We start from the raw sequence: 23,959 nt of genomic DNA, 5'->3' as shown, positions 1-23,959 counted from the left end.
GCGTCGTGCCTGACGGGACCGGTCCTGACGGCGTCGTGGCTGACGGCATCTCGCCGGAGGGCCGGAGGGCAGCGCATCTGACGGCATCGCGCCTGACGGCATCGTGCCTGACGGCATCGTGCCTGACGGCGTCGTGCCTGCCGGCATCGCGCCTGCCGGCATCGCGCCTGACGGCATCGCGCCTGACGGCATCGCGCCTGACGGCATCGTGCCTGACGGTGTCGCGCCTGCCGGCATCGCGCCTGACGGCATCGCGCCTGACGGCATCGCGCCTGACGGCATCGTGCCTGACGGTGTCGCGCCTGCCGGCACCGCGCCTGACGGCACCGCGCCTGACGGCACCGCGCCTGACGGCACCGCGCCTGACGGCATCGCGCCGGAGGGCGATTCACCGGCTGTCGGTGAACCTGACCGTGTTCTGCTCAGGCGGGCGGTCGATGTAGGTCGTTCCGGTCGGGCTGGTCCAGACGAGATCGCCGGTGGTTCTGATGGTCTGATCTGCTCCTCCGCCTACGAGATGGAGCCCGACGTCGTCCTCCCTGGGGCGTCGGTGTTGGACGCGCCAGAGCGAGTGGTGTTTGAGCGTGTGGTGTCGTCGGCAGAGGTGCGCGAGGTTGGTGGCGCAGGTCTCACCGCCGTCGGACGCGGCGTGGGTGTGCTCGATGTCGCATCGTCGTGCGGCGATGTTGCAGCCGGGGAAGCGGCAGCGTTGATCACGAGCCCGGAGGTGTCGGGTGAGCTGATCCGACGGGCGGTAGCGGTCGACGGCGAGGAGTGCGCCGGTGATCGGGTGTGTGAGCACCCGTTCCCATCCGGTCGCGTCGCCTGCGAGGAGGCGTGCGGTGCGGGTGTCGATGGGGGAGCGGCCGTCGAGCTCTGCCGGGGGTGCGCCGGAGGCGCTGCCGCCGTTGTGGCCGCCGTTGTCGTCGTCCATGAGGGTGAAGACGGGGACGGTGACCTCGACCCGTGCGCGGATCTCGCCGAGCAGTCCCGCCTCGGTGTCGTGCCCGGTCGGAGCGCCGGTGAGTGCGATATCGGCGAGCAGGTCGGCGCGCAGCTGATCGGTCGTGCGGGTGTCGGAGTCGCGGTCCGTGTCGGTGGGGGAGTCGATGTCCGGGGCGGTCCCCTTCGCCGCCTTCCGGGCCCGCCCGTTCTCCACGGTGATCGTCCGCGCCATGCGCGTCAGCCGGTCGTGGATTCCGTGGACGAGGACGGCGGGCCCGAGCATCCCGAGTTCGGCCATCCCGTCGTCGAGGTCCTTCACCCACACCCGCCGCAACTCCCGCGCGTCGCGGTGACGCTCGGTGACCGTGCGGGCCTGGTACTGCTCCGCGATCCGCCGCGCCACCCGCCGCAGCCTGTTCGGCGACTCGACCACCGCCGCCTCCACCGCTCGCGCCGCATAACGCGCTCGATCGGCCGGGTCGTCCAGATGTGCGCCCGCGTCGACGATGACCCGGACGTGGGCGGCGCTGATCCGCCCCGCGCCCTGCGCCGCCCACACCTCGGCGAATCGCTCGACCGCCCACGATGCCTCGTCCATCCGCCGCTCGATCGTGCGGTCGCTCGCCCGCACTGCCGCCCCGATCTCCGCCGCCACCGCCCGCAGGGCCATGTCGCCGTGATCGGGATGCGCCGCCTGCCGCGCGATGTCGACCGCGACGCGAGCGGCGACGGCGAGCATCCCGTCGCGCACGGCTGACAGCCGAGCGATCGTCTCCTCGACCGCCCGCACCGAGCCCACCAGATCGGCGATCATCGCCGTCTGGGAGTCCGTCGCGTCGAGCAGTTCCGTCATGCGAACAGCCCATCACAGACCACCGACATTCGAACATATAGACCAAGAATCGTCGCCAATCGGACCGGAGGTTCCCCACAGCGCCGCACCGCAGCTCTGGGCCGACCTCACATGTCCGACGAGCGCAGCCACCTCTACCGTGGCTTCCCACCAGCGGTATCCAGCGGTATCCAGCGGCATCCGATGAAGGGGAAAACGACATGAGATTCGACCTCCGCCGACTGCTCGGCATCCCGACCGCGATCGCACTCACGGCGGGCGCGACCCTGGCGCTCGCCGCCGCGACCGACACGCCCGCGTCGTCCTCCCCACCCGTCACCCACACCGTAGCCGCCTCGGCCGAAAGCCCCGACGACTTCATCCGCGACGTCCAGACGTGGACGACCACCTCCGCCGCCGGCCGCGACTACAAGATCTCGGTCGCCCTCCCGGCGAACTACGACGAGAACGGCGATCCGTACCGCGTCCTCTACGTCACCGACGCGAACGCCGAGTTCGGGATGGCCGTCGAGACCGCCCGATTGAACGCGCCGGGCACGATGGTCGTCGGCATCGGGTACGACGACCCCGGCCAGGGCTTCGCGGCCTCCGGAGTGCGCCGCACGCTCGATCTCACCCCGACCGAGATCACGGCCGACGTGCCCACCGGCGGTGCTCCCGAGTTCCTCGACTTCCTGAGATCCGAACTCGTCCCGCAGATCGAGAGCGAGTTCCGAGCCGACCCCGCCGACCGCGCACTCATGGGCCATTCCTTCGGCGGTCTCTTCGCCACCTATGCACTGCTCCACAACGACGGACTCTTCCACCGGTTCGTCATCGCGAGCCCATCGATCTGGTGGGACGACCGCACGATCCTCGACATGGAGGCCGACTACGCCGAGACGCACGACGCGCTTGACGCGCGCGTCTTCCTCTCGGTCGGAGAGCTCGAGGAGACGACCTCAGGGTTCCCGATGACCAGCGACATGACGAGCTTCGCGCACACGCTCGCCGCCCGCGCCTACGACGGACTCGAACTGGGCGCCACGGTCTTCGACGACGAGACCCACCTCTCGGTGATCGGAGCGGCGTTCAGCCGCGGCCTGCGATTCATCTACGCAGCGCCCGGCACCGACATTCCGGGAACCTCCCTGCCGGAGCAGCAGGACGTCGCCCCGCAGATCGTCACGCAGCCGTCGGATGCCGAGATCCCCGAGGGCGCGACCGCGACCTTCACCGCCATGGCGACGGGAACCCCCGAACCCACGGTGATCTGGCAGACGCAGCTGCCGGATGCCGGTGACTGGGTGACGATCCCGGATGCCGCCGCCCCCACCCTCTCGATCGACGCCGTCCCGGCATCCGCCTCCGGCACCCGCTATCGCGCGGTCTTCACCAACGCCGTGGGCGAGTCCGCGACCGAGCCCGCCACGCTCACCGTGACGGTCGCCCCGGAGGCGCCCGCCTCCCCGTCGGCCCACGACCTCACCGACGACAACCGCGGCCCCGTCACCGCACCGGCCACCGTCGCGCAGGGGGCGCCCTTCGATCTCTCGCTCGGGACCGACCTCGCGGGCGCAACCGTCGACGTCTACCTCTTCTCCGACCCCGCCCACCTCGGCACGCTCGCGGCCTCGTCTGCCGGCATCGTGCAGGCGATCGTTCCGACGGATGCCGCGCTCGGGGCGCACCGCGTCGCCGTCTACGCCACCGACGGCGCCCTCATCGGTTGGGCGCCGGTCGAGGTCGTCGCGGCCCCGTCCGGCGGGGCGACCGCTCCGGACGACCGCCTGGCCGACACGGGAGCGGACGCCGGGGCCATCGCCCCGATCGCCCTCGCCGCGAGCGCCGCAGTGCTCCTCGGCGGAGGGGCCGCGCTGCTCGCCCGCCGGCGACGCAGCAGCGTGCGCTGACCCCCGCGCACCCGGTTACCCTGGACAGTGACATGGCACATCTTCTGGGGGCCGAGGCCCTGCACCTCGAATATCCGACGAGGGTCGTCTTCGACTCCGTGACGCTCGGCATCGAGGAGGGGGATCGCATCGGCATCGTCGGCCGCAACGGCGACGGCAAGTCGAGCCTGCTCGGCATGCTCGCGGGCATCAAGGAACCGAACTCGGGTCGCGTCACGGTGCGCGGCGGAACCACGATCGGCGTGCTCGATCAGGCAGACACGCTCCCCGACGACCTCACGATCAGTCAGGCCGTCGTGGGCGACACCCCCGAGTACGAGTGGGCGGGCGACGCTCGCACCCGCGACGTGATCGAGGGACTGCTGACCGACCTCCCGTGGGATGCCGAGATCGGCTCCCTCAGCGGTGGTCAGCGCCGCCGCGTCTCGCTCGCCCGCCTCCTCGCCGGCGACTGGGACGTCATCGCCCTCGACGAGCCGACCAACCACCTCGACGTCGAGGCGATCACGTGGCTCGCCGGGCACCTCAAGAAGCGCTGGGCCACCAACTCGGGCGCCCTGATGGTCGTGACCCACGACCGGTGGTTCCTCGATGAGATCTGCACCGAGACCTGGGAGGTGCACGACCGCATCGTCGAGCCGTTCGAGGGCGGGTACGCGGCGTACATCCTGCAGCGCGTCGAGCGCGACCGCATGGCCGCCGCCACCGAGGCGAAGCGCCAGAACCTCGCCCGCAAGGAGCTCGCGTGGCTCCGCCGCGGAGCCCCCGCGCGCACGAGCAAGCCCAAGTTCCGCATCGACGCGGCCAACGAGCTCATCGCCGACGTGCCGGAGATCCGCGACAAGGTATCGCTGCAGTCGCTCGCCGTGTCGCGGCTCGGCAAGGACGTCGTCGACCTCCTCGACGTGGGCGTGACGTACCCGACCGTCGACGGCGGCGAGAAGACGGTGCTGCGCGATGTCGAATGGCGCATCGCTCCGGGCGAGCGCACCGGCATCCTGGGCGTGAACGGCGCGGGCAAGTCCACGCTGCTGGGCCTGATCTCGGGAACCGTCGAGCCGACGGTCGGCCGCGTCAAGCGCGGCACGACCGTGAAGGTGCAGACGCTGACGCAGCGCCTCGACGAGCTCGACCAGTACTGGAACGACCCGGTGCGCGTGATCATCTCGGGCCTGCGCACCTCGTACACGCTGGGTGCCGGCTCGAAGGCGCAGGACCTCACGCCGGGGCAGCTCCTCGAGCGCCTCGGCTTCTCGTCCGCCCAGCTCTCGACGCCGGTCAAGGACCTCTCGGGTGGCCAGCAGCGCCGCCTGCAGCTCCTGCTCGTGCTCCTCGACCAGCCCAACGTGCTGATCCTCGACGAGCCCACCAACGACCTCGACACCGACATGCTCGCCGCGATCGAAGACCTCCTCGATTCCTGGTCGGGCACCCTCCTCGTGGTCAGCCACGACCGCTACTTCCTCGAGCGCGTCACCGACCAGCAGTTCGCGATCCTCGACGGGCACCTGCGTCATTTGCCCGGCGGCGTCGACGAGTACCTGCGTCTGCGCCACCTCCAGACCTCGAATGCCGAGAAGGGTCAGGCGGTGAAGGCCGCGACGAGCACGGCCGCGTCGACGGCATCCGCTCTCGACGGTGCCGCCCTGCGCACCGCGCAGAAGGAGGTCTCCGCCCTCGAGCGCCGCATCCAGAAGCTGACGCAGCAGGTGGATGCCGCCAAGCACGCACTCGCGGAGCACGACCAGGCCGACTACGCGGGTCTCGGCGAGAAGATGTCGAAGATCAGCGCGCAGGAGGCGGAGATCGAAGAGCTCGAGCTGCGCTGGTTCGAGCTCACCGAGCAGATCGGCTGACGCCCGCCCGACCCGCATCGGAACCGGGCGTGCGAACCAGGGACCGTCAGTACCTGGTGATCTCGGTGCTGCGGGAATACCTTTGCCTTGCGACGCGCTGTGCTCTGGGCGGGGTCTGACGCCGGCCGGTGTCGCACAGCACGATTCTGCGGCACCGGGAGGTACACATGGAAGGACTCGAGGTCACGGTCCTGCTCGGACTCACGATTCTCGTCGGCACTCTGATCGCACCGCGGGTGCGGCTGGCGCTCCCACTGGTGCTCGTCGTCTTCGGGCTTCTGCTCGGCTTCGTGCCGGCGTTGCGCGAGGTGCAGCTGCCGCCCGAGACCGTGCTGCTGCTGTTCCTGCCGGTGATGCTGTTCTGGGAGAGCCTGACGACGTCGCTGCGGTCGATCCGCCGCGACTTCCGGTACATCCTCCCGATGAGCACGCTCCTGGTCGTCGCCTCCGCCTTCGCGGTCGCCGGCGTCGGCGTGCTGTTCGGCATGCCGTGGGAGATCGCCCTCATCCTCGGTGCCGCGGTCGCCCCGCCGGACGCCACCGCGGTCGCGGCCCTCGGCCGCCTGCTGCCGCGGCGCATGTTCATGAAGCTGAAGGCCGAGAGCCTCACCAACGACGGCACCGCGCTGGTGCTCTACGCCATCGCCGTCTCGCTCGCCGTCGGCGGCCAGGTCACCCCGTGGTCGGTCACCTGGACGGTGCTCGTCTCCTACGTGGGCGGCATCGCCGCGGGTGTCGTGATCGCGATGCTCGGCGTACTGGTGCTGCGCCAGTCGAATCGCACGGCGGTCATCAACGTCACGATGCTGCTCATCCCGTTCTCCGCGTTCCTCGTCGCCGAGCTGATCCACGCCTCGGGCGTGCTCGCCGTGGTCGTCGCGGGACTCATCGCCTCGTACGTCTCGCCGCGCGTGACGACGGCATCCTCCCGCCGCCAGTCCGACGCGGTCTGGCCGTTCGGGGTGTTCCTGCTCAACGGCGCGCTGTTCATCCTCATCGGTCTCGAGGTGCAGTACGTCGTCCACGAGATCTCGGCCGCGATGATCGGCTGGCTCGTGCTCACCTCGATCGCCGTCTGGGCGACACTCGTGGTCGTGCGCTACCTCTTCCAGTTCTTCACCGGGTTCTTCCAACGGCCCGCCACCCGACCGCCGCGCGGTCTGCGCGCCCGGTCGCGCGTGGTCTCGACCGTCGCCGGTATGCGCGGCGCGGTGTCGCTGGCGATCGCGCTGTCGGTGCCGACGAGTCTCGCCGAGGGGTCGTCGGGTCGTGACGAGGTCGTGTTCGTGACCGCCGGCGTCATCCTCCTCAGCCTGCTCGTGCAGGGCCCGCTGCTGCCGGCGGTCGTGCGCTGGGCGCGGATGCCGGTCGACCACGCCGAGCAGGAGGAGTACGAGCTCGCCGAACGAGCGATCTCGGGCGCCGCGCTCTCGGCGCTCGATGATCTCGCCGCCGAGCACGGCATCGGTCAGGAGGTGCGCGATCGCGTGCGCTCCGAGGGATACCAGATGCTCGAGCTCGCCAACGCGAAGGCGCTGGCCCGCGAGCAGGCGCTCGTCGACGCCGAGGCGCGCGAACTCGACGCCCTGCTCGACGCCCCCGACACGACGGTGCCCGGCGCCCCGGTATCCGATGCCCTCGACGATGCACTGGGCGTCGGGGGAGTGACGGATGCCGTCGACGGCACCACCCTGCAGATGATCGCGACCTCCACCGACGTCGACGTGCTGCAGCGCTCGCCCCTCGTGCGCCACGAGGAGCACACCCGGCTCAAGCTCGCTCTCCTCGACCGCAAGCGCGAGGTGCTGATCGGCCTGCGCCGCTCCGGCACCGTCGATGACATCGTGGTGCGGCGCATCGCCGCCCGCCTCGACCTCGAGCAGGTGCGCCTGCAGGGGATCGAGGAGTTCGACTGACCGACGTCGGAGGAGACGACGCGCTCCGTACGGGCCCGACACGCGCGGCCGTCGGGCCCGGTGACGCTGTGTGACAGTCGATTCCGCGCCCGGCGTCGCACCTGCCTAACGTATGGGAGTCCCTGAGAGAGGAACTCGCACACATCATGTCCCGTCGTACCACGTCCATCATCGCCGCGCTCGCCGCGGTCCCGCTCTTCGTCGCGCTCGCCGGATGCGCCACGTCCACCGATGCCGGCTCCGACTCGGGTTCGTCCGAGAACGAGGTCGTCAAGATCGGCGTCGTCGGCAAGGGCGACCCGCAGTGGCCCGCCTTCGTCGAGGCGGCTGCGGAAGAGGGCATCACGGTCGAGCTCGTCGACTTCGGTTCCTACGAGCAGCCGAACCCCGCGCTGACCGAGGGCGAGATCGACCTCAACCAGTTCCAGCACATCGTGTACCTCGCCGGCTACAACGAGGACTCGGGCTCGGATCTCACCCCGATCGGTTCCACCGCGATCTACCCGCTGGGCCTGTACTCCAAGAAGTACGACGACGTCGACAGCATCCCCGAGGGCGAGACCGTCGCCGTTCCGGACGACGCCTCGAACCAGGCACGCGCCCTGCTCGTGCTCCAGTCGGCCGGCCTCGTCGAGCTCAAGAGCGGCGGAACCATCTTCTCCGACCTCGCCGACGTCGACACCGACAAGAGCAAGGTCAAGGTCACCGCGCTCGAGGCCGCCCTCATCCCGACCTCGCTGCCCGATGTCGCAGCCGCGATCATCAACAACGACTTCGTCGAGGACGCCGGTCTCACCTTCAGCGACGCGATCGCCCAGGACGACCCGGAAGACCCCAACGCGCTGCCGTACGTGAACATCTTCGCCGCCCGCGCCGAAGACGCCGACAACGAGACCTACCTCAAGCTCGTCGAGATCTTCCAGACCGACGAGGCCGTCCAGGCCGGACTCCTCGAGTCGTCGGGTGACACCGCGGTGCCGCTGCAGACGCCGGTCGCCGACCTCGTCGCCTCGCTCGAGAAGGTCCAGAAGGACACCGCAGCGAACAAGTGATCACGGCGGGGACACCCCGCCTGATGCGAGAGAATCGGGTGGCGCCTCGTGCGTCACCCGATTCGTCGTTTCCCGACATCCCACCCACCGGAGCTTCCATGCCGATCGTGAGCCTGACCAACGTGTCGAAGGCCTATCCCTCCCGCGTGCCGGGAGACGCCGAGATCATCGCCGTCGACGACGTGACCCTGTCGATCGAGAAGGGCGACGTGTTCGGCATCATCGGATACTCGGGGGCCGGCAAGTCGACGCTGGTGCGCCTGATCAACGCCCTCGAACCCGCCACCGGCGGCACGATCCTGGTGGACGGCGTCGACATCACCTCGCTCTCCGAGAGTGCACTGCGCAAGGTGCGCGGCGGCATCGGCATGATCTTCCAGCAGTTCAACCTGTTCTCCTCGCGCACGGTGCGCGCGAACGTCGCCTATCCGCTCAAGCTCGCGGGCTGGTCGAAGGCCGACATCGAGGCCCGCGTGACCGAGCTGCTCTCGTTCGTCGGTCTGTCCGATAAGGCCAAGGCCTACCCCGAGCAGCTCTCCGGAGGTCAGAAGCAGCGCGTGGGCATCGCCCGCGCCCTCGCCACGGGCCCCGCGATCCTGCTCGCCGACGAGGCGACCAGCGCGCTCGACCCGCAGACGACCCATGAGGTGCTCGATCTGCTCAAGCGGGTCAACCAGGAGCAGGGCGTCACCATCGTCGTCATCACGCACGAGATGGACGTGATCCAGACGATCGCCACGAAGGTCGCGGTCATGGAGAACGGCCGCGTGATCGAGCAGGGCGACGTCTTCGACGTCTTCTCCGCCCCGCAGAACCCTGCGTCGCAGCGCTTCGTCGGCACGGTGGTCAAGGGCGTTCCGTCGCCGGCCGAGCTGTCGGTGCTGCGTGAGCGCCACCGCGGACGCCTGGTCACCTTCTCGTTCCGCGACGGCGATTCCTCGCAGGCGCAGGTCTTCCTCGATCTCGCTGCGGCCGGCCTCGACTTCGAACTCGTCTACGGCGGCATCAACGACATCCGCGGGCGCGCCTTCGGTCACCTGACCCTGGCGATCCGCGGCGAGAGCGCCGCCATCGACCGCACCCTCGCGGCCATCGCCGAACGCGTCGAAGTCACCGAGATCGCACGAGAGGAGGCCCGCTGATGGATCGTCTGCAGGAACTGATGCCCGAGTTCTGGGCCGCCGCGCTCGAGACGCTGTACATGACGTCGTTCGCGCTCGTCCTCGGCGGCGTGCTCGGACTCCTCATCGGCGTCATCCTCTACGTCACCCGCCCCGGTGGTCTGCTGCCGAACCGCGCCGTGTCGATGCTCGCGAACCTCGCGGTGAACATCTTCCGTCCGATCCCGTTCGTCATCTTCATGGCCGTCGCGCAACCGTTCGCCCGCGTCGTGGTGGGCGTCGGCATCGGCACCACGGCCGGAGCCTTCATCATCGCCCTCGCCGCCTCCTTCGCGATCGGACGCATCGTCGAGCAGCATCTCGTCTCGGTGTCGCCCGGTGTCATCGAGGCGGCGCGCGCGATGGGCGCGGGCCCTCTCCGCATCCTCTTCACCGTCGCGATCCCCGAGTCGTTGGGCCCGCTCATCCTCGGCTACACGTTCATCGTGGTCGCGCTCATCGACATGACCGCGATGGCCGGTCTGATCGGTGGCGGCGGCCTCGGAGCGTTCGCGCAGATCTACGGTTTCCGTCAGTTCGAACCGGTCGTGATGTGGGCGGCGATCGCCCTCATCGTCGTGTTCGTGCATCTCGTGCAGATGCTGGGTACGCGCCTGGCGCGCAAGATCATGCGCCGCTGAGCGCGCCCGTCAGTCGCCTGCGGGGGTTTCTGCCGCGTCGCCGGCGGGAGCGTCCTGCAGGCGACGACGCGTCGTGAACACGCGATCCTCGCCCGACAGCGGGTCGGTGAAGCTCAGCTCGCGCGCGAGCAGCTGCATGGGACGGGCGAAGTCGTCGGGCGCCTCCGGACGCAGCTCGGGATAGAACGGATCGTTCAGGATGCCGGCGCCCAGAGCCGAGAGGTGCACGCGCAACTGGTGCATCTTGCCGCTGTGCGGGCGCAGCAGCGTGTGCACGACCCGGTCATCGGCACGGATGAGCTCGATCAGCGTCTCCGAGTTCGGCTCGCGCTCGTCGTCGACCCGCACGCGCAGCTCGCCGCGATGCTTGTCGATGTGGGTGCGGTACACGAGGGGGAGCGGATGCCCCGCCAGGGCCGGACGCTCGGGATCCCAGCCCTCGGGGCGGGCCGACACCGCCTCGTAGGTCTTCTGCACCCGGCGGGTCTCGAAGAGAAGCTGGTAGGCGCCGCGCGTCGCGGGGCGCGCGGAGAACATCAGCAGGCCGGCCGTCGCTCGATCGAGGCGGTGGATCGGAGCGAGGTCGGGGTTGTCGAGGAGGTTGCGCAGCCGCACCAGGGCGGAGTTCTGCAGGAACTTGCCTCCCGGCGTGGTCGGGAGGAAGTGCGGCTTGTCGACCACGACGAGGTCGTCGTCGCGGTGGAGGACCTCGATCTCGAAGGGGATGACGCTCTCGACCGGGGGCTCACGGTAGTACCAGACGAACTCCACGCTCCCCAGGGGCGCATCGCGCGGCACTGCGCGGGCGTCGATGTCGACGATCTCACCGCGGTCGAAGCGCACCCGCAGCAGTTCCGGCTCGAGGTGGAAGAAGCGCTCCACCATGTAGTCGGCGATCGTCGGCCATGGCCCGGTGAGCGGCACGTGCAGGCGCGTCGCGCCGACGCCGTCGCGCACGGGAAGGGGCGAGGGCATGCCCATCAGCGTACCCCGCTCACGCGTCGAAGCTCAGGCTGAGCTTGCGCAACAACCCGGCCAGCCGATCGCGATCGCCCCGCGACAGCGCCTGCAGCAGGTCGGCCTCGACGTCGACGAGGCGGGTGATCGCGGCATCCACCCGCGTGCGTCCGTCGTCGGTCAGCGTGACCAGGATGCTCCTGCCGTCGCCGGGATCGGCCTCGCGTCGCACCAGACGACGCCCGACGAGGCGGTCGATGCGATTGGTCATCGTGCCGCTCGAGACGAGCGTCTGCTGCAGCAGCTGCTTGGGGGAGAGCTGGAACGGCGCCCCCGCGCGCCGCAGCGCCGAGAGCACGTCCCACTCCCAGGGCTCGAGGTCGCTGCGGCGGAAGACGTCGCGTCGCGCGCGGTCGAGGTGGCGCGAGAGCCGGTCCATGCGGGAGAGCACCTCGAGGGGCGAGAAGTCGAGGTCGGGGCGCTGTGTGTTCCAGGCGCCGACGATCCGATCGACCTCGTCCGTTGCGCTCATCCCTCCATTATCGCGCCCGAGGGCCCCGACTGCGCTTCGTCGCCGAGCTCGACGGTCATGAACGTGCTGTGCGGGTCGGGCAGGTAGGAGCCGAACGGGGCGCACTCCACGAACCCGGCTCGCGCATACAGCGCGTGCGCCGGGCGGAAGAACTCCGCGCTGCCGGTCTCGAGCGAGATTCGGCGGGTGCCGCGGCTGCGGGCGTCGGCGAGCAGGGCATCGAGCATCGCCCGCCCCAGACCCTGTCCCCGGCGGGCGGGCTCGGTGCGCATCGACTTGAGCTCCTCGTGACCCTCGGCGAGAGGGGCGAGTGCTCCCGTGGCGACGAGATCGTCGCCGTCGCGCGCCACGAACAGCCGCACGCCCGGGGCGAGGAGCCGATCGAGCGACAGCGCGTGCTGGCTCTCGGGCGGCGCGGTGCCGGCCATGTCGTCGTGGTGCGCGAGGAGGAACGCGGCGAGGCCGGGGGTCGGGCCCGCGACGCGGTCGATCAGGATGCTCATGGTCGAAGCATCCCAGAGCCGTGTTTCGCGCCGATGTCGGCGTGGCAGAATGAGCGGGCGGCTTTCCTCGCGGAGGCTGCGGTCCGCCGTGGTGTAATGGCAGCACGACAGCCTTTGGAGCTGTGAGGTCTAGGTTCGAGTCCTGGCGGCGGAGCATGACGGAGAACAACCTCGCGATCGTCGTCCTCGCCGCAGGGCAGGGCACGCGCATGAAGTCCCGGCTGCCGAAGGTGCTGCACCCGATCGGCGGTCGCCCGCTCGTCGGCCACGTGCTCACGACCGCCGCCCGGCTCGGCGCCGCGCACGTCGAGGTCGTCGTGCGGCACGAGCGCGACCAGGTCGTCGCGGCCCTCGCCGAGGACTACCCGGACGCCGTGTTCATCGATCAGGACGAAGTGCCGGGCACCGGTCGCGCCGTGCAGGTCGCGATCGACGCCCTCCCCGACGACTTCACGGGCGACGTGCTCGTGCTGTCGGGTGATGTTCCCCTCCTGGAGGCGGACACGCTCAGCGCCCTCATCGATGGACACCGAGCGGCCGCCGCCGCCGCGACGCTGCTGAGTGCGCGCCTCGACGATCCCACCGGATACGGCCGTGTCATCCGCGACGCGGACGGCACCGTGCAGCGCATCGTCGAGCAGAAGGACGCCACCGACGCCGAGGCCGCCGTCACCGAGATCAACGCCGGCGTCTACGTCTTCCGCGCGCCCGAACTGCGCAGCTTCCTCGCACAGGTCGGTCAGGACAACGCACAGGGCGAGATGTACCTGACCACAGTGATCGAACTGCTGCGAGGTGCGCAGCACCGTGTCGCGGCGGAGATCGCGGTCGACACCGCATCGACGTTCGGCATCAACGACCGCATCCAGCTCGCCGAGGCGGGACGCGTGCTCAACGACCGCATCGTTCGCCGCTGGCAGCGCGAGGGCGTCACGATCGTCGACCCGGCCACCACGTGGATCGACGACGACGCCGTGCTCGCCCCCGACGTCACGATCCTCCCGAACACGCACATCCTGCGCGCCACGACGATCGCCGAGGGCGCGATCATCGGCCCGGACACGACTCTCGTGGACTGCGAGGTCGGCGAGGCCGCGATCGTCCGCCGCACCGATGCCACCCTCGCGGTGATCGGAGCCGAGGCGACCGTCGGGCCGTTCTCGTTCCTGCGCCCCGGGACGATCCTGGGCGCGAAGGGAAAGATCGGCGCGTACGTCGAGACCAAGAACGCCGAGATCGGCGAGGGCAGCAAGGTGCCGCATCTGTCGTACGTGGGAGACGCCACGATCGGCCGCGGCGTGAACCTCGGCGCGAGCACGATCACGGCGAACTACGACGACGTGAATAAGCACCGAACGGAGATCGGCGACGAGGTGCACACCGGGTCGCACACGGTGCTCGTCGCGCCCGTTAGGCTTGGTGCAGGCGCGAAGACCGGCGCCGGCGCGGTCGTCCGCAAGGATGTTCCGGCCGGTGCACTGGCCATGACCGTCGCACCCCAGCGCAACATCGAGGGCTGGGTCGAGAAGAACAGAGCAGGGACGGGCGCGGCGGATGCCGTGGCCCGAGAGCGAGCGGCGGAATAGGCAGGCCATGGCCCGGAAGAAGAAGACGGTCGATCTGGATCGCGACAACGGGGTAGCCCCCGGCATCATCGCGAAGACCAAGAAGCGGCTCGTCGTCGCGGGTGGGCGCTCGCACCCCGAGCTCACGGCGGCCGTCGCCGAGGCCCTCGGCACGGAGATCGCTCCGGTCGAGCACCGCACCTTCGCCTCCGGCGAGATCTACGCGCGCTTCGAGGTGTCGATCCGCGGCGTCGATCTCTTCCTCGTGCAGACCTTCGGCGAGCCGGTCAACGAGTGGCTCATGGAGACGCTCATCATGATCGACGCCGCCAAGCGCGCCTCGGCCAAGCGCATCACGGTCGTCGCCCCGTACTATCCGTACTCGCGTCAGGACAAGAAGGGCCGCGGTCGCGAGCCGATCAGCGCCCGTCTCGTCGCCGACCTGCTCAAGACCGCCGGCGCCGACCGCGTGATGAGCGTCGACCTGCACGCAGCCCAGATCCAGGGCTTCTTCGACGGTCCCGTCGACCACCTCTTCGCCAAGCCCGTGCTGCTCGACTACTTCGAGCGCACGCTCTCGGCCGCTGACCGCGAGATCCTCACGGTCGTCTCGCCCGACATGGGGCGCGTGCGCGTCGCCGACACGTGGTCCGACAGCCTCGGCGCCCCGCTCGCGATCATCCACAAGCGCCGCGATCCGAAGGTCGCGAACCAGGTCTCCGTGCACGAGATCGTCGGTACGGTCGAGGGCCGCACCTGCCTCCTCGTCGACGACATGATCGACACCGGCGGCACGATCGTCAAGGCCGCGCAGGCGCTGAAGGCGGCCGGCGCGCACCGCGTCATCGTCGCGGCGACGCACGCGATCTTCAGCGACCCGGCATCCGATCGTCTGCAGGACTCCTCGATCGACGAGGTCGTCATCACCGACACGATCCCGCTCACCGAGTCGCGTCGCTGGGACAAGCTCACGATCCTCCCGATCGCTCCGCTGCTCGCCCGCGCGATCCACGAGGTCTTCGAGGACGGCTCGGTCACGAGCATGTTCGGCGGCGACGCGTAGGCCCATAGCCGTCGCCTCGACACGGCACAGCGGGCACATAGCCACCCTTCCTACGCTCGGATCATCGACACCGCGTCGACGACACCGAGCCGGGAGGACCACCATGATCCGCACGACCGTACCGACTTCCGTCCGCAAGGGATCCGCCCTCGTGGGCATCGCCGGACTCCTCGTCCTTGCCGGATGCGCGACCACGCCGACCGGCACCGGCGGGACGACCGACAGCACCTCCGGCACCGACAGCGCGACCGGCTCGGAGTCCTCCTCGGGCGCCGATGCGTCGTCGTCGTACGCCGACGGCACCTACACGGCGGAGGGCTCGTACCAGACCCCCGAATCGGTCGAGACGATCTCGGTGACCCTCACCCTCGCCGACGGCGTCGTCACCGACGTCGAGGTGACCGGTGACCCGCAGGCGCGCGAGACCGAGCAGTACCAGGGCGCGTTCATCGACGGCATCTCCGAAGAGGTCGAGGGCAAGGCGCTCGACGACCTGAACGTCAGCCGCGTGGCCGGATCCTCGCTGACCAGCGGTGGGTTCAACGCCGCCGTCGATGACATCAAGGAGCAGGCCGCAGCCTGATCCCCGACGGGTGATCTGGCGATGGTGACGTGGTCGTGGTGATCCGGCGATGGTGATCTGGCGATTCGAGGCGATCGGCACGCGCTGGGAGATCGAGTCGGCCGACGAGCTGTCGGCGGACTCCCGCGGCGCCGTCGATGCCGTGATCGAGCGCTTCGACCGGGAGTGGTCGCGGTTCCGCTCCGACTCCGATGTCACGCGCCTCGCGCGCGAGGGCGGCATGCTCGCCTCTCCCGACGCGGGGGCGATGCTCGATGCGTACCGCGAGCTGTCGGATGCGACCGCCGGGGCGGTCAATCCGCTCGTGGGGGAGAGCCTCGAAGCCCTCGGTTACGACGCCGACTACTCGCTCACGGCCGCAGAGCCGGTGATCGCGCCGGCCGAGTGGACCGAGCGGGTGCGGTGGACGACGGGAACGGCGGCGGTCGCGCATCCCGCACTGATCGACGTCGGTGCGCTCGGCAAGGGGCGTCTCGTCGACCTCGTGCGCGATGCGCTGAGCGGAGTCGCGGGTGACCTGATCGTCGACGCCGGCGGCGACCTCTCCGTGCGCGGCGCCGGTGCCGACGGCGCCGGTGTGCGCATCGGCCTGGAGCATCCGTTCGATCCGTCGCGGGCGATCGGCGTCGCCACGATCCGTGACCAGGCCCTGTGCGCCTCGGCCATCAACCGCCGGGCCTGGGGCGACGGACTGCACCATGTGCTCGACGCCCGTACCGGACTGCCGGTGCGTACCTGGGCGGCGACCTGGGCGATCGCACCCGACGCCATGACCGCGGATGCCGTCGCCACCGCGCTCTTCTTCGACGGCGGCCCCGAACTCGCTGCTCGCTGGGGCGTCGAGTGGGTGCGCATGAGCACCGACGGCCGAGCGCAGCGCTCACCCGGGTGCCCCGTCGAGATCTTCACCCCCACCCGTTCGCCCCGATAGGGAAGAGTCGAGCTCATGAACCGTTCCTTCACCGCCGCACGGCAGCGCGTGCTCGCCCTCCTCGGGGCCCTGTCGATGTACCGGCTGGTGCTGTTCGCGCTCATCGCCCTCGCCGTCATCGCCCTCGGCCTGTCGGCGCTCGGGGTCATCGTCTCGCCCACGCCGATCGAGATCGTGGTGTCGTTCCTGGTGCTCGCCGTCGTGATCTCGGGCGTGGATGCGCTGGTGCAGCGTCTGCTCCGCCTGCCGTGGCGTATCGAGTCGTCGGTCGTGACCGCGCTGATCCTGCTCTTCGTCCTGCGCCCGGGCGTCGAGGTGCAGGCGATCCTCGGTCTCGCGATCGCGGGCGCCGTGGCGAGCCTGTCGAAGTACCTGATCGCCTGGCGCGGACGCCACATCCTCAACCCCGCCGCGTTCGGTGCCGCCGTCGTCTCGATCGTGGGGTCGTTCGGGGCGTTCTCGTGGCTCGGCACCTCGGCATCGTGGTGGGTCGGCACCCCGTCGCTCACGATCCCGGTCGTGCTGCTCGGTCTCGCCGTGCTGTGGCGCACCGAGAAGGTGCGGATCGTGCTGCTGTTCCTCGTGATCGCTCTCGCTACGTCGGTGCTGCGCCAGTTCGTACAGGCCCAGCAGGCCGGCCTCGACGCCGATCTCGGCACCGCGTTCTCGTTCGCGCTGCTGCAGTCGCCGTTCCTCTTCCTCGGGGCATTCATGCTCTCCGAGCCGCTGACGCTGCCGCCGCGGCGTTGGCAGCAGTTCTCGGTCGCCGCGGTCGTGGGCGTGCTGGCCGGCTGGCCGATCTCGATCGCCGGGCTGTTCACGCTCGGCCAGGAACGGGCGCTCCTCATCGGTAACCTGGTGGCCTTCGCGTTCGCGGTGCGCGGCTCGGTGCGCCTGGTGCTCGAGAAGCGCCGGTTCGTCACACCCACCGCGCAGGAGCTGACGTTCCGCGCGAAGGGGAAGGTGTCGTTCCTCCCCGGGCAGTACCTCGAACTCGACGTGCCGCATCACCGCCCGGACGCACGGGGAACCCGCCGCGAGTTCAGCATCGTCTCCGCTCCGGCCGACCTTCCGACGCTGCGCATCGCGTACAAGAACGGCGACCAGCAGCATCCGTCGTCGTACAAGCGCGCCCTCGCCGCCGCCGAACCGGGCACGACGCTCGCGGTCACCGGCACCTGGGGCGACTTCCTGCTCCCGCGCGGCGAGAGCCCCGTGCTGATGGTGGCCGCCGGCATCGGCGTCACGCCGTTCGTCTCGCAGCTCCGGCAGCTGCAGGCCCAGGGCATCGAGCGCGACGTCGTGCTCGTGTACGTCGCGGCGGAGGCCGCCGAGCTCGCGTTCCGCGACGAGCTCGCCGCGACCGGAGCGCGCGTGATCGTGTTCACCCGAGACCAGCCGCACGACCTCCCGCCGCACTGGACCTGGGCGCACGGCGTCCGCCTCGACGCCGACGGTCTCGACCGCTTCGTGCCCGACATCGCCGATCGTCATGCGTTCATCTCGGGTCCGCCTCGCCTGATCGCCGACCTCGCGCCCGCTCTCCAGCGCGCCCGTGCCCTGACCACCGACGCCTTCGCCGGGTACTGACTCGCGCGCGGTGCGCGCCGCCTCAGCCGACTGCAGCCCGCCGCACGTGCGCACCTGCACGGAGGAAACACGTCCGCACGGGTGGATGCCGGTTTTCACCGTGCAGACGTGCGCACTCCGTGCAGGTGTGATGCGTGCACTCTTTCTGCACTACGGAGCAGCTACGAGAGTTCTTCGCGCACGCGGCGGGAGAGCACTTCGCTGCTCGTCCAGATCGGTGACGATGGTCGGATGCTCTCGCCTGCACATGTGATCAACCACAGTGGCGGCATCGCCCGCGGCACCTTCCTGCAGCGTTTCGGTCTGACACGGTTCCACGTTGCGCGAGCCGTGCGCGACGGGACTGTCGTGCGCGTGCGGCGAGGGGTGTTCGCGACTGATCGCACCGCCCCGGAACTCGTCGCCGCTGCTGCTCACGGAGGAGCGCTCACCTGCACGGCGGCGCTGCGGATGCACGGGATCTGGGTGCCCGATGATGATCCGGACCTGCATGTGTGGCTCGGAGAGAACGGACGCGTCCATCACACCGGATGCGACTGTGTCAGCCATTGGTTCGAGGGGGCGACAGTTCTTGGACTGGCGCCGCTCGAAGACGCGCTGGTGCATGTTTACGCCTGTCGCGGGGCGGAGGCGTTCTTCGTCGCTCTCGAATCGGCGATGCGACAGCGCAAGATCGGGTCTGCCAGACTGTTGCGAGCGCGGCTGCCGGCGTCCGCGCGATGGCTCATCGACCTCGCTCGGTACGACGCAGGCAGCGGCCTCGAGTCGCTCCTCCGGTTGCGGCTGCACCACCTCGGCATCCGCCTGGATTGCCAGGTGAAGATCGAGGGTGTGGGGCGGGTCGACTTCGTCGTCGGCGGGCGACTCATCCTCGAAACCGACGGGGCTGAGCATCACGGCGACCCCGCGCAGCGGCATCGCGATCTGCAGCGCGATGCCGCCGCATCCGCGCGAGGATTCGAGACGCTGCGTTTCGACTACGCCCAGGTCGTGCACGACTGGCGCGTGGTCGAGGCGGCGATCATCGCCGCACTCACCCGGGCGTCCTGACGTTGCGTGGCCCCGCTCATCTGCACGGCCGACGCACGTCTGCACGGAGCACACGGCGGATGTTCCGTGCAGACGTGACTTCTCCGTGCAGACGAGCGGCCCCGACGCCGAGCGGCCCCGACGCCGTGAGACCCCGACGCCCGCCTCTACGCCTCGCTCGCCTCCGACGTCTCACCCTCGGCCGCCGCAACCGCGGGGTTCCGGGGCAGACGCACCGTGAACGTCGTGTCTCCGGGCTCGCTGGCGACGGAGATGAAGCCGCCGTGCCCCTCGACGATGGCCTTCGCGATCGCGAGCCCCAGACCCGTGCCTCCCGTCTGGCGGGCCCGCGAGCTGTCGCCCCGCGCGAAGCGGGCGAAGAGCTCGTCTCGCACGACCGGATCGATGCCGGGACCGTCGTCGTGCACGCGCAGCACGGCCTCATCGTCCTCCTGCGCGACCGACAGGGTGATCGTCGTGCCGGCGGGGGTGTGCGTCCGCGCGTTGGCGAGCAGATTCGCGACGACCTGGTGCATACGCCCGCTGTCGCCGACGACGACGACGGGCTCACCGGGCACCTCGATGTTCCAGTGGTGATCGACGGCCGTCGGCCGGGCATCGGCCAGACTCTCGAGTGCGAGCTGCGTGAGGTCCACGGTGCCGTAGACCAACTCGCGCCCCTCGTCGAGTCGTGCCAGCAGCAGCAGGTCCTCGACCAGACGCGTCATCCGCAGCGACTGGGCCTGGATGCGCTCCAGAGACGTGGTCGTGCCCTCGATCGCCTCCGGTCCGTGCGCCTGCCCGAGAGCGCGCAGCGACAGTTCGGAGTATCCGCGGATCGAGGCGAGGGGAGTCCGCAACTCGTGGCTGGCGTCGGCGACGAAGCGCCGCATCCGCTCCTCGTTCTTCTGGCGAGCGGCGAGCGAGGTGTCGACATGATCGAGCAGCTTGTTCAGCGATGCGCCGACGAGCCCCGCCTCGGTGCGCGGATCGGCCTGAGACGCGGGGATCCGTTCGGTGATCGACACCTCCCCGCGATCGAGGGGCTGGTTGGCCACGCGGGTGGCGGTCGCGGCGACCGCCCGGAGCGGTCGCAGTCCCACCCGGATCGTGATCGCGGTCGTGAGGGCGAGCAGGATGAGCCCGCCGATGGTCGCGAGCGCGATCACCGTGAGCAGCGCGGTGAGCTGATTCTGGATGGCCTCGCGGGGGAGACCGGTCACGACCACGACGCCGGAGGGTGCCGTCGACGCCGTCACCCGGTACGAACCGAGGCCCTCGATCGTGACGTTCGCGACGTGCTGGCCGTTGAGCGCATCGGCGATCTGCACGAGCTGCGCCGAGGTGAGGGCATCCGTCCCACCCTCGAAATCGTCCGTCGAACTCGGCACCACGACACCGTCGATTCCGGTCGCCGGGTTCTGGATCGCCACCAGGAGCCCGGGTTCGCCGCCACCGCGTCCGATGATGTTCTGGGCGGTGACGAGGTCGGGCGAGACCTGCTTGATGATCCGCGACACCGAATCCGCATAGCCGTAGATCCGCTCGTCGAGCTGTCGTTCGAGAGTGCTCCCCAGCGTCGCGCTGGTGATCACGGCCACGATCACGAGGATGAGCGAGACGAACCCGATGACGGCGGTCATCAGCCGCGTCTGCAGGCTCATCGGCCGACGCGTCATCCTCGTCTGGGTCACTGCGGAGCCTTGATCATGTAGCCGACGCCGCGCACGGTGTGCAGCAGGGGAGTGCGTCCGGCGTCGATCTTCTTGCGCAGGTACGAGATGTAGAGCTCGACCACCGACGACTTGCCGCCGAAGTCGTAGCTCCACACCCGGTCGAGGATCTGCGCCTTCGAGAGCACGCGACGCTCATTCCGCATGAGGTACCGCAGCAGCTCGAACTCGGTCGCGGTGAGCTCGATCTCGGTGCCATCGCGCACGACCTCGTGGCTGTCCTCGTTGAGGGTGAGATCGGCGACCCGCAGGATCGACTGTCCGTCGTCGGCCATCGCGTGGCCGGTGCGGCGGATGATCGCGCGCAGGCGGGCGATCACCTCTTCGAGGCTGAAGGGCTTCGTCACGTAGTCGTCGCCGCCGGCGGTGAGGCCCGCGACGCGGTCGCCGACGGCATCCTTCGCGGTGAGGAAGAGCACGGGTACCAGGCTCCCGGATTCGCGCAGGCGCCGCAGCACGGCCATCCCGTCGAGGTCAGGCATCATGATGTCGAGCACGAGGGCGTCCGGCTCGAACTCGCGGGCGACCTGGAGCGCCTCCATGCCGGATGACGCGGTGCGCACCTCCCAGCCCTCCATGCGCAGGGCCATCGCGAGCAGGTCGGTGAGCATCTGCTCGTCGTCCACCGCGAGGATGCGCAGCGGGGTGCCGTCGGGGCGGCGCAGGTCGGGGAGATCACTGGTCATGCACTCATTCTGCGGAAACTCCTATGGGGTTTCTATGGAGCGCGCTATGCATAGCCTGTGAAGATCGGATGCCGTCACCCCCGGCCTCTTCATCCATAGCCCCTTCATCACCTCGCCTTCGAATCCGCATAGACCGCGTTCCTAACGTCGTCTCTGGCACCGCGACCTCCGCGGCAGAAGGAGAGAGATGTACGGAACATATCTGCGGCGCGAACTCGCGGGCCGCAAGAAGCAGACGACGATCGTCGCGATCGGCCTCGCCATCGCGATCGGACTCGTGATCATCGTCAACGCCCTCACGGCGGGCGTGCGCGACGCGCAGGCGCAGGCCCTCGAGTCCGTGTACGGCGTCGGCACCGATCTGACCGTCACCGGAGCTGCGGTGGAGCCCGGGGAGGGCGGTGGCCCGCGCTTCGAGTTCGACGCCGACTCCGGCGAGACCGAGGGCGATACGACTACCCTCAACCAGTCCACGCTGAGCACCGATTTCATGCGCGGCACGCTGGAGGCCTCGGTGCTCGACACCGTCGCCTCGACCGAGGGCGTCTCGGCCGCGACGGGCGCACTCAGCCTCACCAACTCCACCTTCTCGGGCGAACTCCCCAGCGGTGGTTTCGGACAACAGGACGGCGCGACGCAGGGCCAGCAGGGACAGATGCCCGCAGAGGGCCAGGCTCCTCCGCAGGGTGGATCCGATGGGGCGGGCGGCGGCGCGTTCGGCGTCGACTCCTACACCGTCCTCGGTATCGACCCGGCGGCGACGGCGATCGGACCGCTCGCCTCGGTCGAGGTCGGCGACGGACGCGCGCTCGACGCCGACGACAGCGGCGCGCTCGTCGCCCTCGTCGACAGCACCTACGCGACCACGAACGACATCGCCGTCGGCGACACGATCGACGTCGCGGGGTCGGACGTCGAGGTGGTCGGCATCCTCACCTCCACCTCGGATGCGGCCGACACCGCGGCGAACGTCTACCTGCCCCTCGACACCGCGCAGGAGCTCTCGGGCGCCGGCGACGTGATCTCCACCGTCTACGTTCAGGCCGACTCGGCGTCGTCGATCGACGCCGTCCAGGCGGCGCTCACCGACGAGCTGCCCGATGCGACCGTCACCTCGCAGGCCGAGCTCGCGTCGAGCGTCTCGGGCTCGTTGTCGAGCGCGACGTCGCTCATCACCAACCTCGGCACGTGGCTCTCGATCATCGTGCTGGCGGTCGCCGTGCTGCTGTCGGTCCTGCTGACCCTCTCGGGCGTCGGGCGCCGCACCCGGGAGTTCGGCACCCTGAAGGCGATCGGATGGTCGAACGGGCGCGTCGTGCGCCAGGTGGCCGGGGAATCCATTGTGCAGGGCCTCATCGGGGGAGCGGTCGGCCTCGTGATCGGCATCGCCGGGATCATCGTGATCAACGTCATCCGGCCGACCGTCGCGGCGGGCGCCGCGGCCACCGAGGGTGCGCAGGGCGGCCCCGGCGGTATGGGCGGCGGTCCGACGGGCGGGGGAGGGATGTTCCAGACCACGCAGGCGGCCGACATCGTGCTGCAGGCCCCCTTCACCCCGTGGGTGCTCGTCGCCGCGGTCGGTCTCGCGGTGCTCGGGGGCCTCGTCGCCGGTGCCTTCGGCGGCTGGCGCGCCGCCCGCCTCAGCCCGGCCGAGGCTCTGCGGTCGGTCGCGTGATCGCGCCGCCCACGACACCCACGACAGACCAGGAGAAGAAGATGACCAACACCGACACCACCGCCACCGCTTCGGAGACGGATGCCGCGGTGCCGCTGTACCGCGCCACCGGCGTCACGCGCACCTACGCCCAGAAGGGGCGGACAGTCAAGGCGCTGACCGGCGTCGATCTCGAGATCGGCACCGGCGAGTTCGTCACGATCCAGGGGCCGACCGGCGGAGGGAAGTCCACGCTGCTCCAGCTGCTCGGCGCGCTCGACCGCCCGTCCTCCGGCTCCCTGACCCTCGGAGGCACCGAGCTCGCCTCGGCCTCGCCGAAGGAGCTCAGCCGCATCCGCGCCGAGGAGATCGGGTTCGTGTTCCAAGGATTCAACCTGATCCCCACGCTCACGGCCGCCGAGAACGTCGACATGGCGCTCGAACCGGCCTCGCTCGACCGGGTCGAGCGGCGCCGTCGCGTGACCGAGGCGCTCGCGCACGTGGGCCTCGCCGACCGCGGTGATCACCTGCCCACCGAGCTCTCGGGCGGTCAGCAGCAGCGGGTCGCGATCGCGCGGGCGATCGTCAAGCGCCCGCGCGTGCTGCTGGCCGATGAGCCGACGGGCAACCTCGACGAGAGCATGCGCGATGAGATCCTCGCGCTTCTCGAAGGGCTCTGCGCCGAGGGCATCACGATGATCGTCGTGACGCACGACTCGGCCGTCGCCCGCCGCGCCACCCGCCGGTTGCGGCTTTCGAAGGGCACCGTGCAGGACATCACGAAGTAGGCGGACGCACGAAGGGCCCCGGCGTGATGC

General features: G+C 69.9%; 21 protein-coding genes and 1 tRNA gene. 16 read left to right on the top strand and 6 right to left on the bottom strand.

The features are described from left to right. Positions 1–5 precede the first annotated feature (5 nt). Positions 6–443 (top strand): hypothetical protein, encoded by a 438-nt coding sequence (locus KV396_RS01295; protein WP_247956591.1) that lies wholly within the window; start codon positions 6–8, stop codon positions 441–443. On the opposite strand, the gene KV396_RS01290 is transcribed toward KV396_RS01295, so the two are convergent. After that, complete coding sequence (locus KV396_RS01290; protein WP_247956590.1) at positions 389–1,798, bottom strand: HNH endonuclease signature motif containing protein; 1,410 nt, start codon at positions 1,796–1,798, stop codon at positions 389–391. The two genes, KV396_RS01295 and KV396_RS01290, sit on opposite strands and share 55 nt — an antisense overlap. Before the next feature lie 200 nt (positions 1,799–1,998). Here KV396_RS01290 and KV396_RS01285 point away from each other — a divergent pair, with 200 nt between their 5' ends. The 6 genes from KV396_RS01285 to KV396_RS01260 all read left to right on the top strand — a co-directional run bounded on the left by KV396_RS01285 (position 1,999) and on the right by KV396_RS01260 (position 10,315). Continuing rightward, positions 1,999–3,690, top strand: a complete 1,692-nt coding sequence (locus KV396_RS01285; protein ID WP_247956589.1) for an alpha/beta hydrolase-fold protein — start codon at positions 1,999–2,001, stop codon at positions 3,688–3,690. 32 nt (positions 3,691–3,722) lie between these two features. Then, positions 3,723–5,546, top strand: coding sequence for an ABC-F family ATP-binding cassette domain-containing protein (locus KV396_RS01280; RefSeq protein WP_247956588.1), 1,824 nt, complete (start codon positions 3,723–3,725; stop codon positions 5,544–5,546). 167 nt (positions 5,547–5,713) lie between these two features. Continuing rightward, the gene (locus KV396_RS01275) at positions 5,714–7,462 is read left to right on the top strand and encodes a Na+/H+ antiporter (RefSeq protein WP_247956587.1); all 1,749 of its coding nucleotides are present in this window, start codon (positions 5,714–5,716) and stop codon (positions 7,460–7,462) included. Between the two features lie 146 nt (positions 7,463–7,608). Beyond that, positions 7,609–8,514, top strand: coding sequence for a MetQ/NlpA family ABC transporter substrate-binding protein (locus KV396_RS01270; protein WP_247956586.1), 906 nt, complete (start codon positions 7,609–7,611; stop codon positions 8,512–8,514). Between the two features lie 98 nt (positions 8,515–8,612). Beyond that, the gene (locus KV396_RS01265) at positions 8,613–9,656 is read left to right on the top strand and encodes a methionine ABC transporter ATP-binding protein (RefSeq protein ID WP_247634301.1); all 1,044 of its coding nucleotides are present in this window, start codon (positions 8,613–8,615) and stop codon (positions 9,654–9,656) included. Further along, positions 9,656–10,315 (top strand): methionine ABC transporter permease, encoded by a 660-nt coding sequence (locus KV396_RS01260; RefSeq protein ID WP_247624862.1) that lies wholly within the window; start codon positions 9,656–9,658, stop codon positions 10,313–10,315. The genes KV396_RS01265 and KV396_RS01260 overlap by 1 nt, the downstream gene beginning before the upstream one ends. A 9-nt stretch (positions 10,316–10,324) precedes the next feature. Here the strand turns inward: KV396_RS01260 and KV396_RS01255 are convergent, their stop codons facing one another. The 3 genes from KV396_RS01255 to KV396_RS01245 are packed head-to-tail and all read right to left on the bottom strand — an operon-like array spanning position 10,325 to position 12,307. Further along, positions 10,325–11,296: a pseudouridine synthase gene (locus KV396_RS01255; protein WP_247956585.1), complete on the bottom strand. Its 972-nt coding sequence runs from the start codon at positions 11,294–11,296 to the stop codon at positions 10,325–10,327. Between the two features lie 13 nt (positions 11,297–11,309). Continuing rightward, positions 11,310–11,804 carry a MarR family winged helix-turn-helix transcriptional regulator gene (locus KV396_RS01250; RefSeq protein WP_247624860.1) on the bottom strand — a complete coding sequence of 165 codons (495 nt, stop codon included), beginning with the start codon at positions 11,802–11,804 and terminating at the stop codon, positions 11,310–11,312. Further along, complete coding sequence (locus tag KV396_RS01245; RefSeq protein ID WP_247956584.1) at positions 11,801–12,307, bottom strand: GNAT family N-acetyltransferase; 507 nt, start codon at positions 12,305–12,307, stop codon at positions 11,801–11,803. The genes KV396_RS01250 and KV396_RS01245 overlap by 4 nt, the downstream gene beginning before the upstream one ends. Positions 12,308–12,389: 82 nt before the next feature. Here KV396_RS01245 and KV396_RS01240 point away from each other — a divergent pair. The 7 genes from KV396_RS01240 to KV396_RS01210 all read left to right on the top strand — a co-directional run bounded on the left by KV396_RS01240 (position 12,390) and on the right by KV396_RS01210 (position 19,089). After that, positions 12,390–12,461 (top strand) — tRNA-Gln (locus KV396_RS01240). A 1-nt stretch (position 12,462) separates the two neighbouring features. Continuing rightward, a complete protein-coding gene (gene glmU, locus KV396_RS01235; RefSeq protein ID WP_247956583.1) occupies positions 12,463–13,893 on the top strand; it encodes a bifunctional UDP-N-acetylglucosamine diphosphorylase/glucosamine-1-phosphate N-acetyltransferase GlmU in 1,431 nt (476 codons plus the stop codon). 7 nt (positions 13,894–13,900) lie between these two features. Beyond that, positions 13,901–14,935, top strand: a complete 1,035-nt coding sequence (locus KV396_RS01230) for a ribose-phosphate diphosphokinase (protein ID WP_247624857.1) — start codon at positions 13,901–13,903, stop codon at positions 14,933–14,935. Positions 14,936–15,038: 103 nt separating this feature from the next. Beyond that, the gene (locus KV396_RS01225) at positions 15,039–15,518 is read left to right on the top strand and encodes an FMN-binding protein (RefSeq protein ID WP_247956582.1); all 480 of its coding nucleotides are present in this window, start codon (positions 15,039–15,041) and stop codon (positions 15,516–15,518) included. A 49-nt stretch (positions 15,519–15,567) separates the two neighbouring features. After that, complete coding sequence (locus KV396_RS01220; protein ID WP_247634305.1) at positions 15,568–16,449, top strand: FAD:protein FMN transferase; 882 nt, start codon at positions 15,568–15,570, stop codon at positions 16,447–16,449. A 15-nt stretch (positions 16,450–16,464) separates the two neighbouring features. Further along, positions 16,465–18,039: a flavodoxin reductase gene (locus KV396_RS01215; protein WP_247634306.1), complete on the top strand. Its 1,575-nt coding sequence runs from the start codon at positions 16,465–16,467 to the stop codon at positions 18,037–18,039. A gap of 231 nt (positions 18,040–18,270) precedes the next feature. Beyond that, a complete protein-coding gene (locus KV396_RS01210; protein ID WP_247956581.1) occupies positions 18,271–19,089 on the top strand; it encodes a type IV toxin-antitoxin system AbiEi family antitoxin domain-containing protein in 819 nt (272 codons plus the stop codon). A 146-nt stretch (positions 19,090–19,235) separates the two neighbouring features. Here the strand turns inward: KV396_RS01210 and KV396_RS01205 are convergent, their stop codons facing one another. Then, positions 19,236–20,732, bottom strand: a complete 1,497-nt coding sequence (locus KV396_RS01205; protein ID WP_247957547.1) for a sensor histidine kinase — start codon at positions 20,730–20,732, stop codon at positions 19,236–19,238. 26 nt (positions 20,733–20,758) lie between these two features. Beyond that, positions 20,759–21,487, bottom strand: a complete 729-nt coding sequence (locus tag KV396_RS01200; protein WP_247624850.1) for a response regulator transcription factor — start codon at positions 21,485–21,487, stop codon at positions 20,759–20,761. Between the two features lie 187 nt (positions 21,488–21,674). Here KV396_RS01200 and KV396_RS01195 point away from each other — a divergent pair, with 187 nt between their 5' ends. Together KV396_RS01195 and KV396_RS01190 are read left to right on the top strand one after the other, a co-directional pair. Further along, entirely contained in the window at positions 21,675–23,162 is a 1,488-nt protein-coding gene (locus KV396_RS01195; protein ID WP_247956580.1) for an ABC transporter permease, read from the top strand. 41 nt (positions 23,163–23,203) lie between these two features. Continuing rightward, a complete protein-coding gene (locus tag KV396_RS01190) occupies positions 23,204–23,929 on the top strand; it encodes an ABC transporter ATP-binding protein (RefSeq protein WP_247956579.1) in 726 nt (241 codons plus the stop codon). Positions 23,930–23,959 lie beyond the last annotated feature (30 nt).

It is taken from the genome of Microbacterium galbinum, from assembly GCF_023101185.1.
Taxonomy (GTDB): Bacteria; Actinomycetota; Actinomycetes; order Actinomycetales; family Microbacteriaceae; genus Microbacterium; species Microbacterium galbinum.
The sequence above is the reverse complement of the archived record's forward strand: the minus strand, read 5'-3'. Positions and strand labels throughout refer to the sequence as shown.

Bases quoted from the DNA above. Each gene is read 5' to 3' on its own strand.
- KV396_RS01290 (WP_247956590.1), bottom strand. From the start codon at position 1,798: ATGACGGAACTGCTCGACGCGACGGACTCCCAGACGGCGATGATCGCC.
- KV396_RS01285 (WP_247956589.1), top strand. From the start codon at position 1,999: ATGAGATTCGACCTCCGCCGACTGCTCGGCATCCCGACCGCGATCGCA.
- KV396_RS01280 (WP_247956588.1), top strand. From the start codon at position 3,723: ATGGCACATCTTCTGGGGGCCGAGGCCCTGCACCTCGAATATCCGACG.
- KV396_RS01275 (WP_247956587.1), top strand. From the start codon at position 5,714: ATGGAAGGACTCGAGGTCACGGTCCTGCTCGGACTCACGATTCTCGTC.
- KV396_RS01270 (WP_247956586.1), top strand. From the start codon at position 7,609: ATGTCCCGTCGTACCACGTCCATCATCGCCGCGCTCGCCGCGGTCCCG.
- KV396_RS01265 (WP_247634301.1), top strand. From the start codon at position 8,613: ATGCCGATCGTGAGCCTGACCAACGTGTCGAAGGCCTATCCCTCCCGC.
- KV396_RS01260 (WP_247624862.1), top strand. From the start codon at position 9,656: ATGGATCGTCTGCAGGAACTGATGCCCGAGTTCTGGGCCGCCGCGCTC.
- KV396_RS01255 (WP_247956585.1), bottom strand. From the start codon at position 11,296: ATGGGCATGCCCTCGCCCCTTCCCGTGCGCGACGGCGTCGGCGCGACG.
- KV396_RS01250 (WP_247624860.1), bottom strand. From the start codon at position 11,804: ATGAGCGCAACGGACGAGGTCGATCGGATCGTCGGCGCCTGGAACACA.
- KV396_RS01245 (WP_247956584.1), bottom strand. From the start codon at position 12,307: ATGAGCATCCTGATCGACCGCGTCGCGGGCCCGACCCCCGGCCTCGCC.
- glmU (WP_247956583.1), top strand. From the start codon at position 12,463: ATGACGGAGAACAACCTCGCGATCGTCGTCCTCGCCGCAGGGCAGGGC.
- KV396_RS01230 (WP_247624857.1), top strand. From the start codon at position 13,901: ATGGCCCGGAAGAAGAAGACGGTCGATCTGGATCGCGACAACGGGGTA.
- KV396_RS01225 (WP_247956582.1), top strand. From the start codon at position 15,039: ATGATCCGCACGACCGTACCGACTTCCGTCCGCAAGGGATCCGCCCTC.
- KV396_RS01220 (WP_247634305.1), top strand. From the start codon at position 15,568: ATGGTGATCTGGCGATTCGAGGCGATCGGCACGCGCTGGGAGATCGAG.
- KV396_RS01215 (WP_247634306.1), top strand. From the start codon at position 16,465: ATGAACCGTTCCTTCACCGCCGCACGGCAGCGCGTGCTCGCCCTCCTC.
- KV396_RS01210 (WP_247956581.1), top strand. From the start codon at position 18,271: ATGCTCTCGCCTGCACATGTGATCAACCACAGTGGCGGCATCGCCCGC.
- KV396_RS01205 (WP_247957547.1), bottom strand. From the start codon at position 20,732: ATGAGCCTGCAGACGCGGCTGATGACCGCCGTCATCGGGTTCGTCTCG.
- KV396_RS01200 (WP_247624850.1), bottom strand. From the start codon at position 21,487: ATGACCAGTGATCTCCCCGACCTGCGCCGCCCCGACGGCACCCCGCTG.
- KV396_RS01195 (WP_247956580.1), top strand. From the start codon at position 21,675: ATGTACGGAACATATCTGCGGCGCGAACTCGCGGGCCGCAAGAAGCAG.
- KV396_RS01190 (WP_247956579.1), top strand. From the start codon at position 23,204: ATGACCAACACCGACACCACCGCCACCGCTTCGGAGACGGATGCCGCG.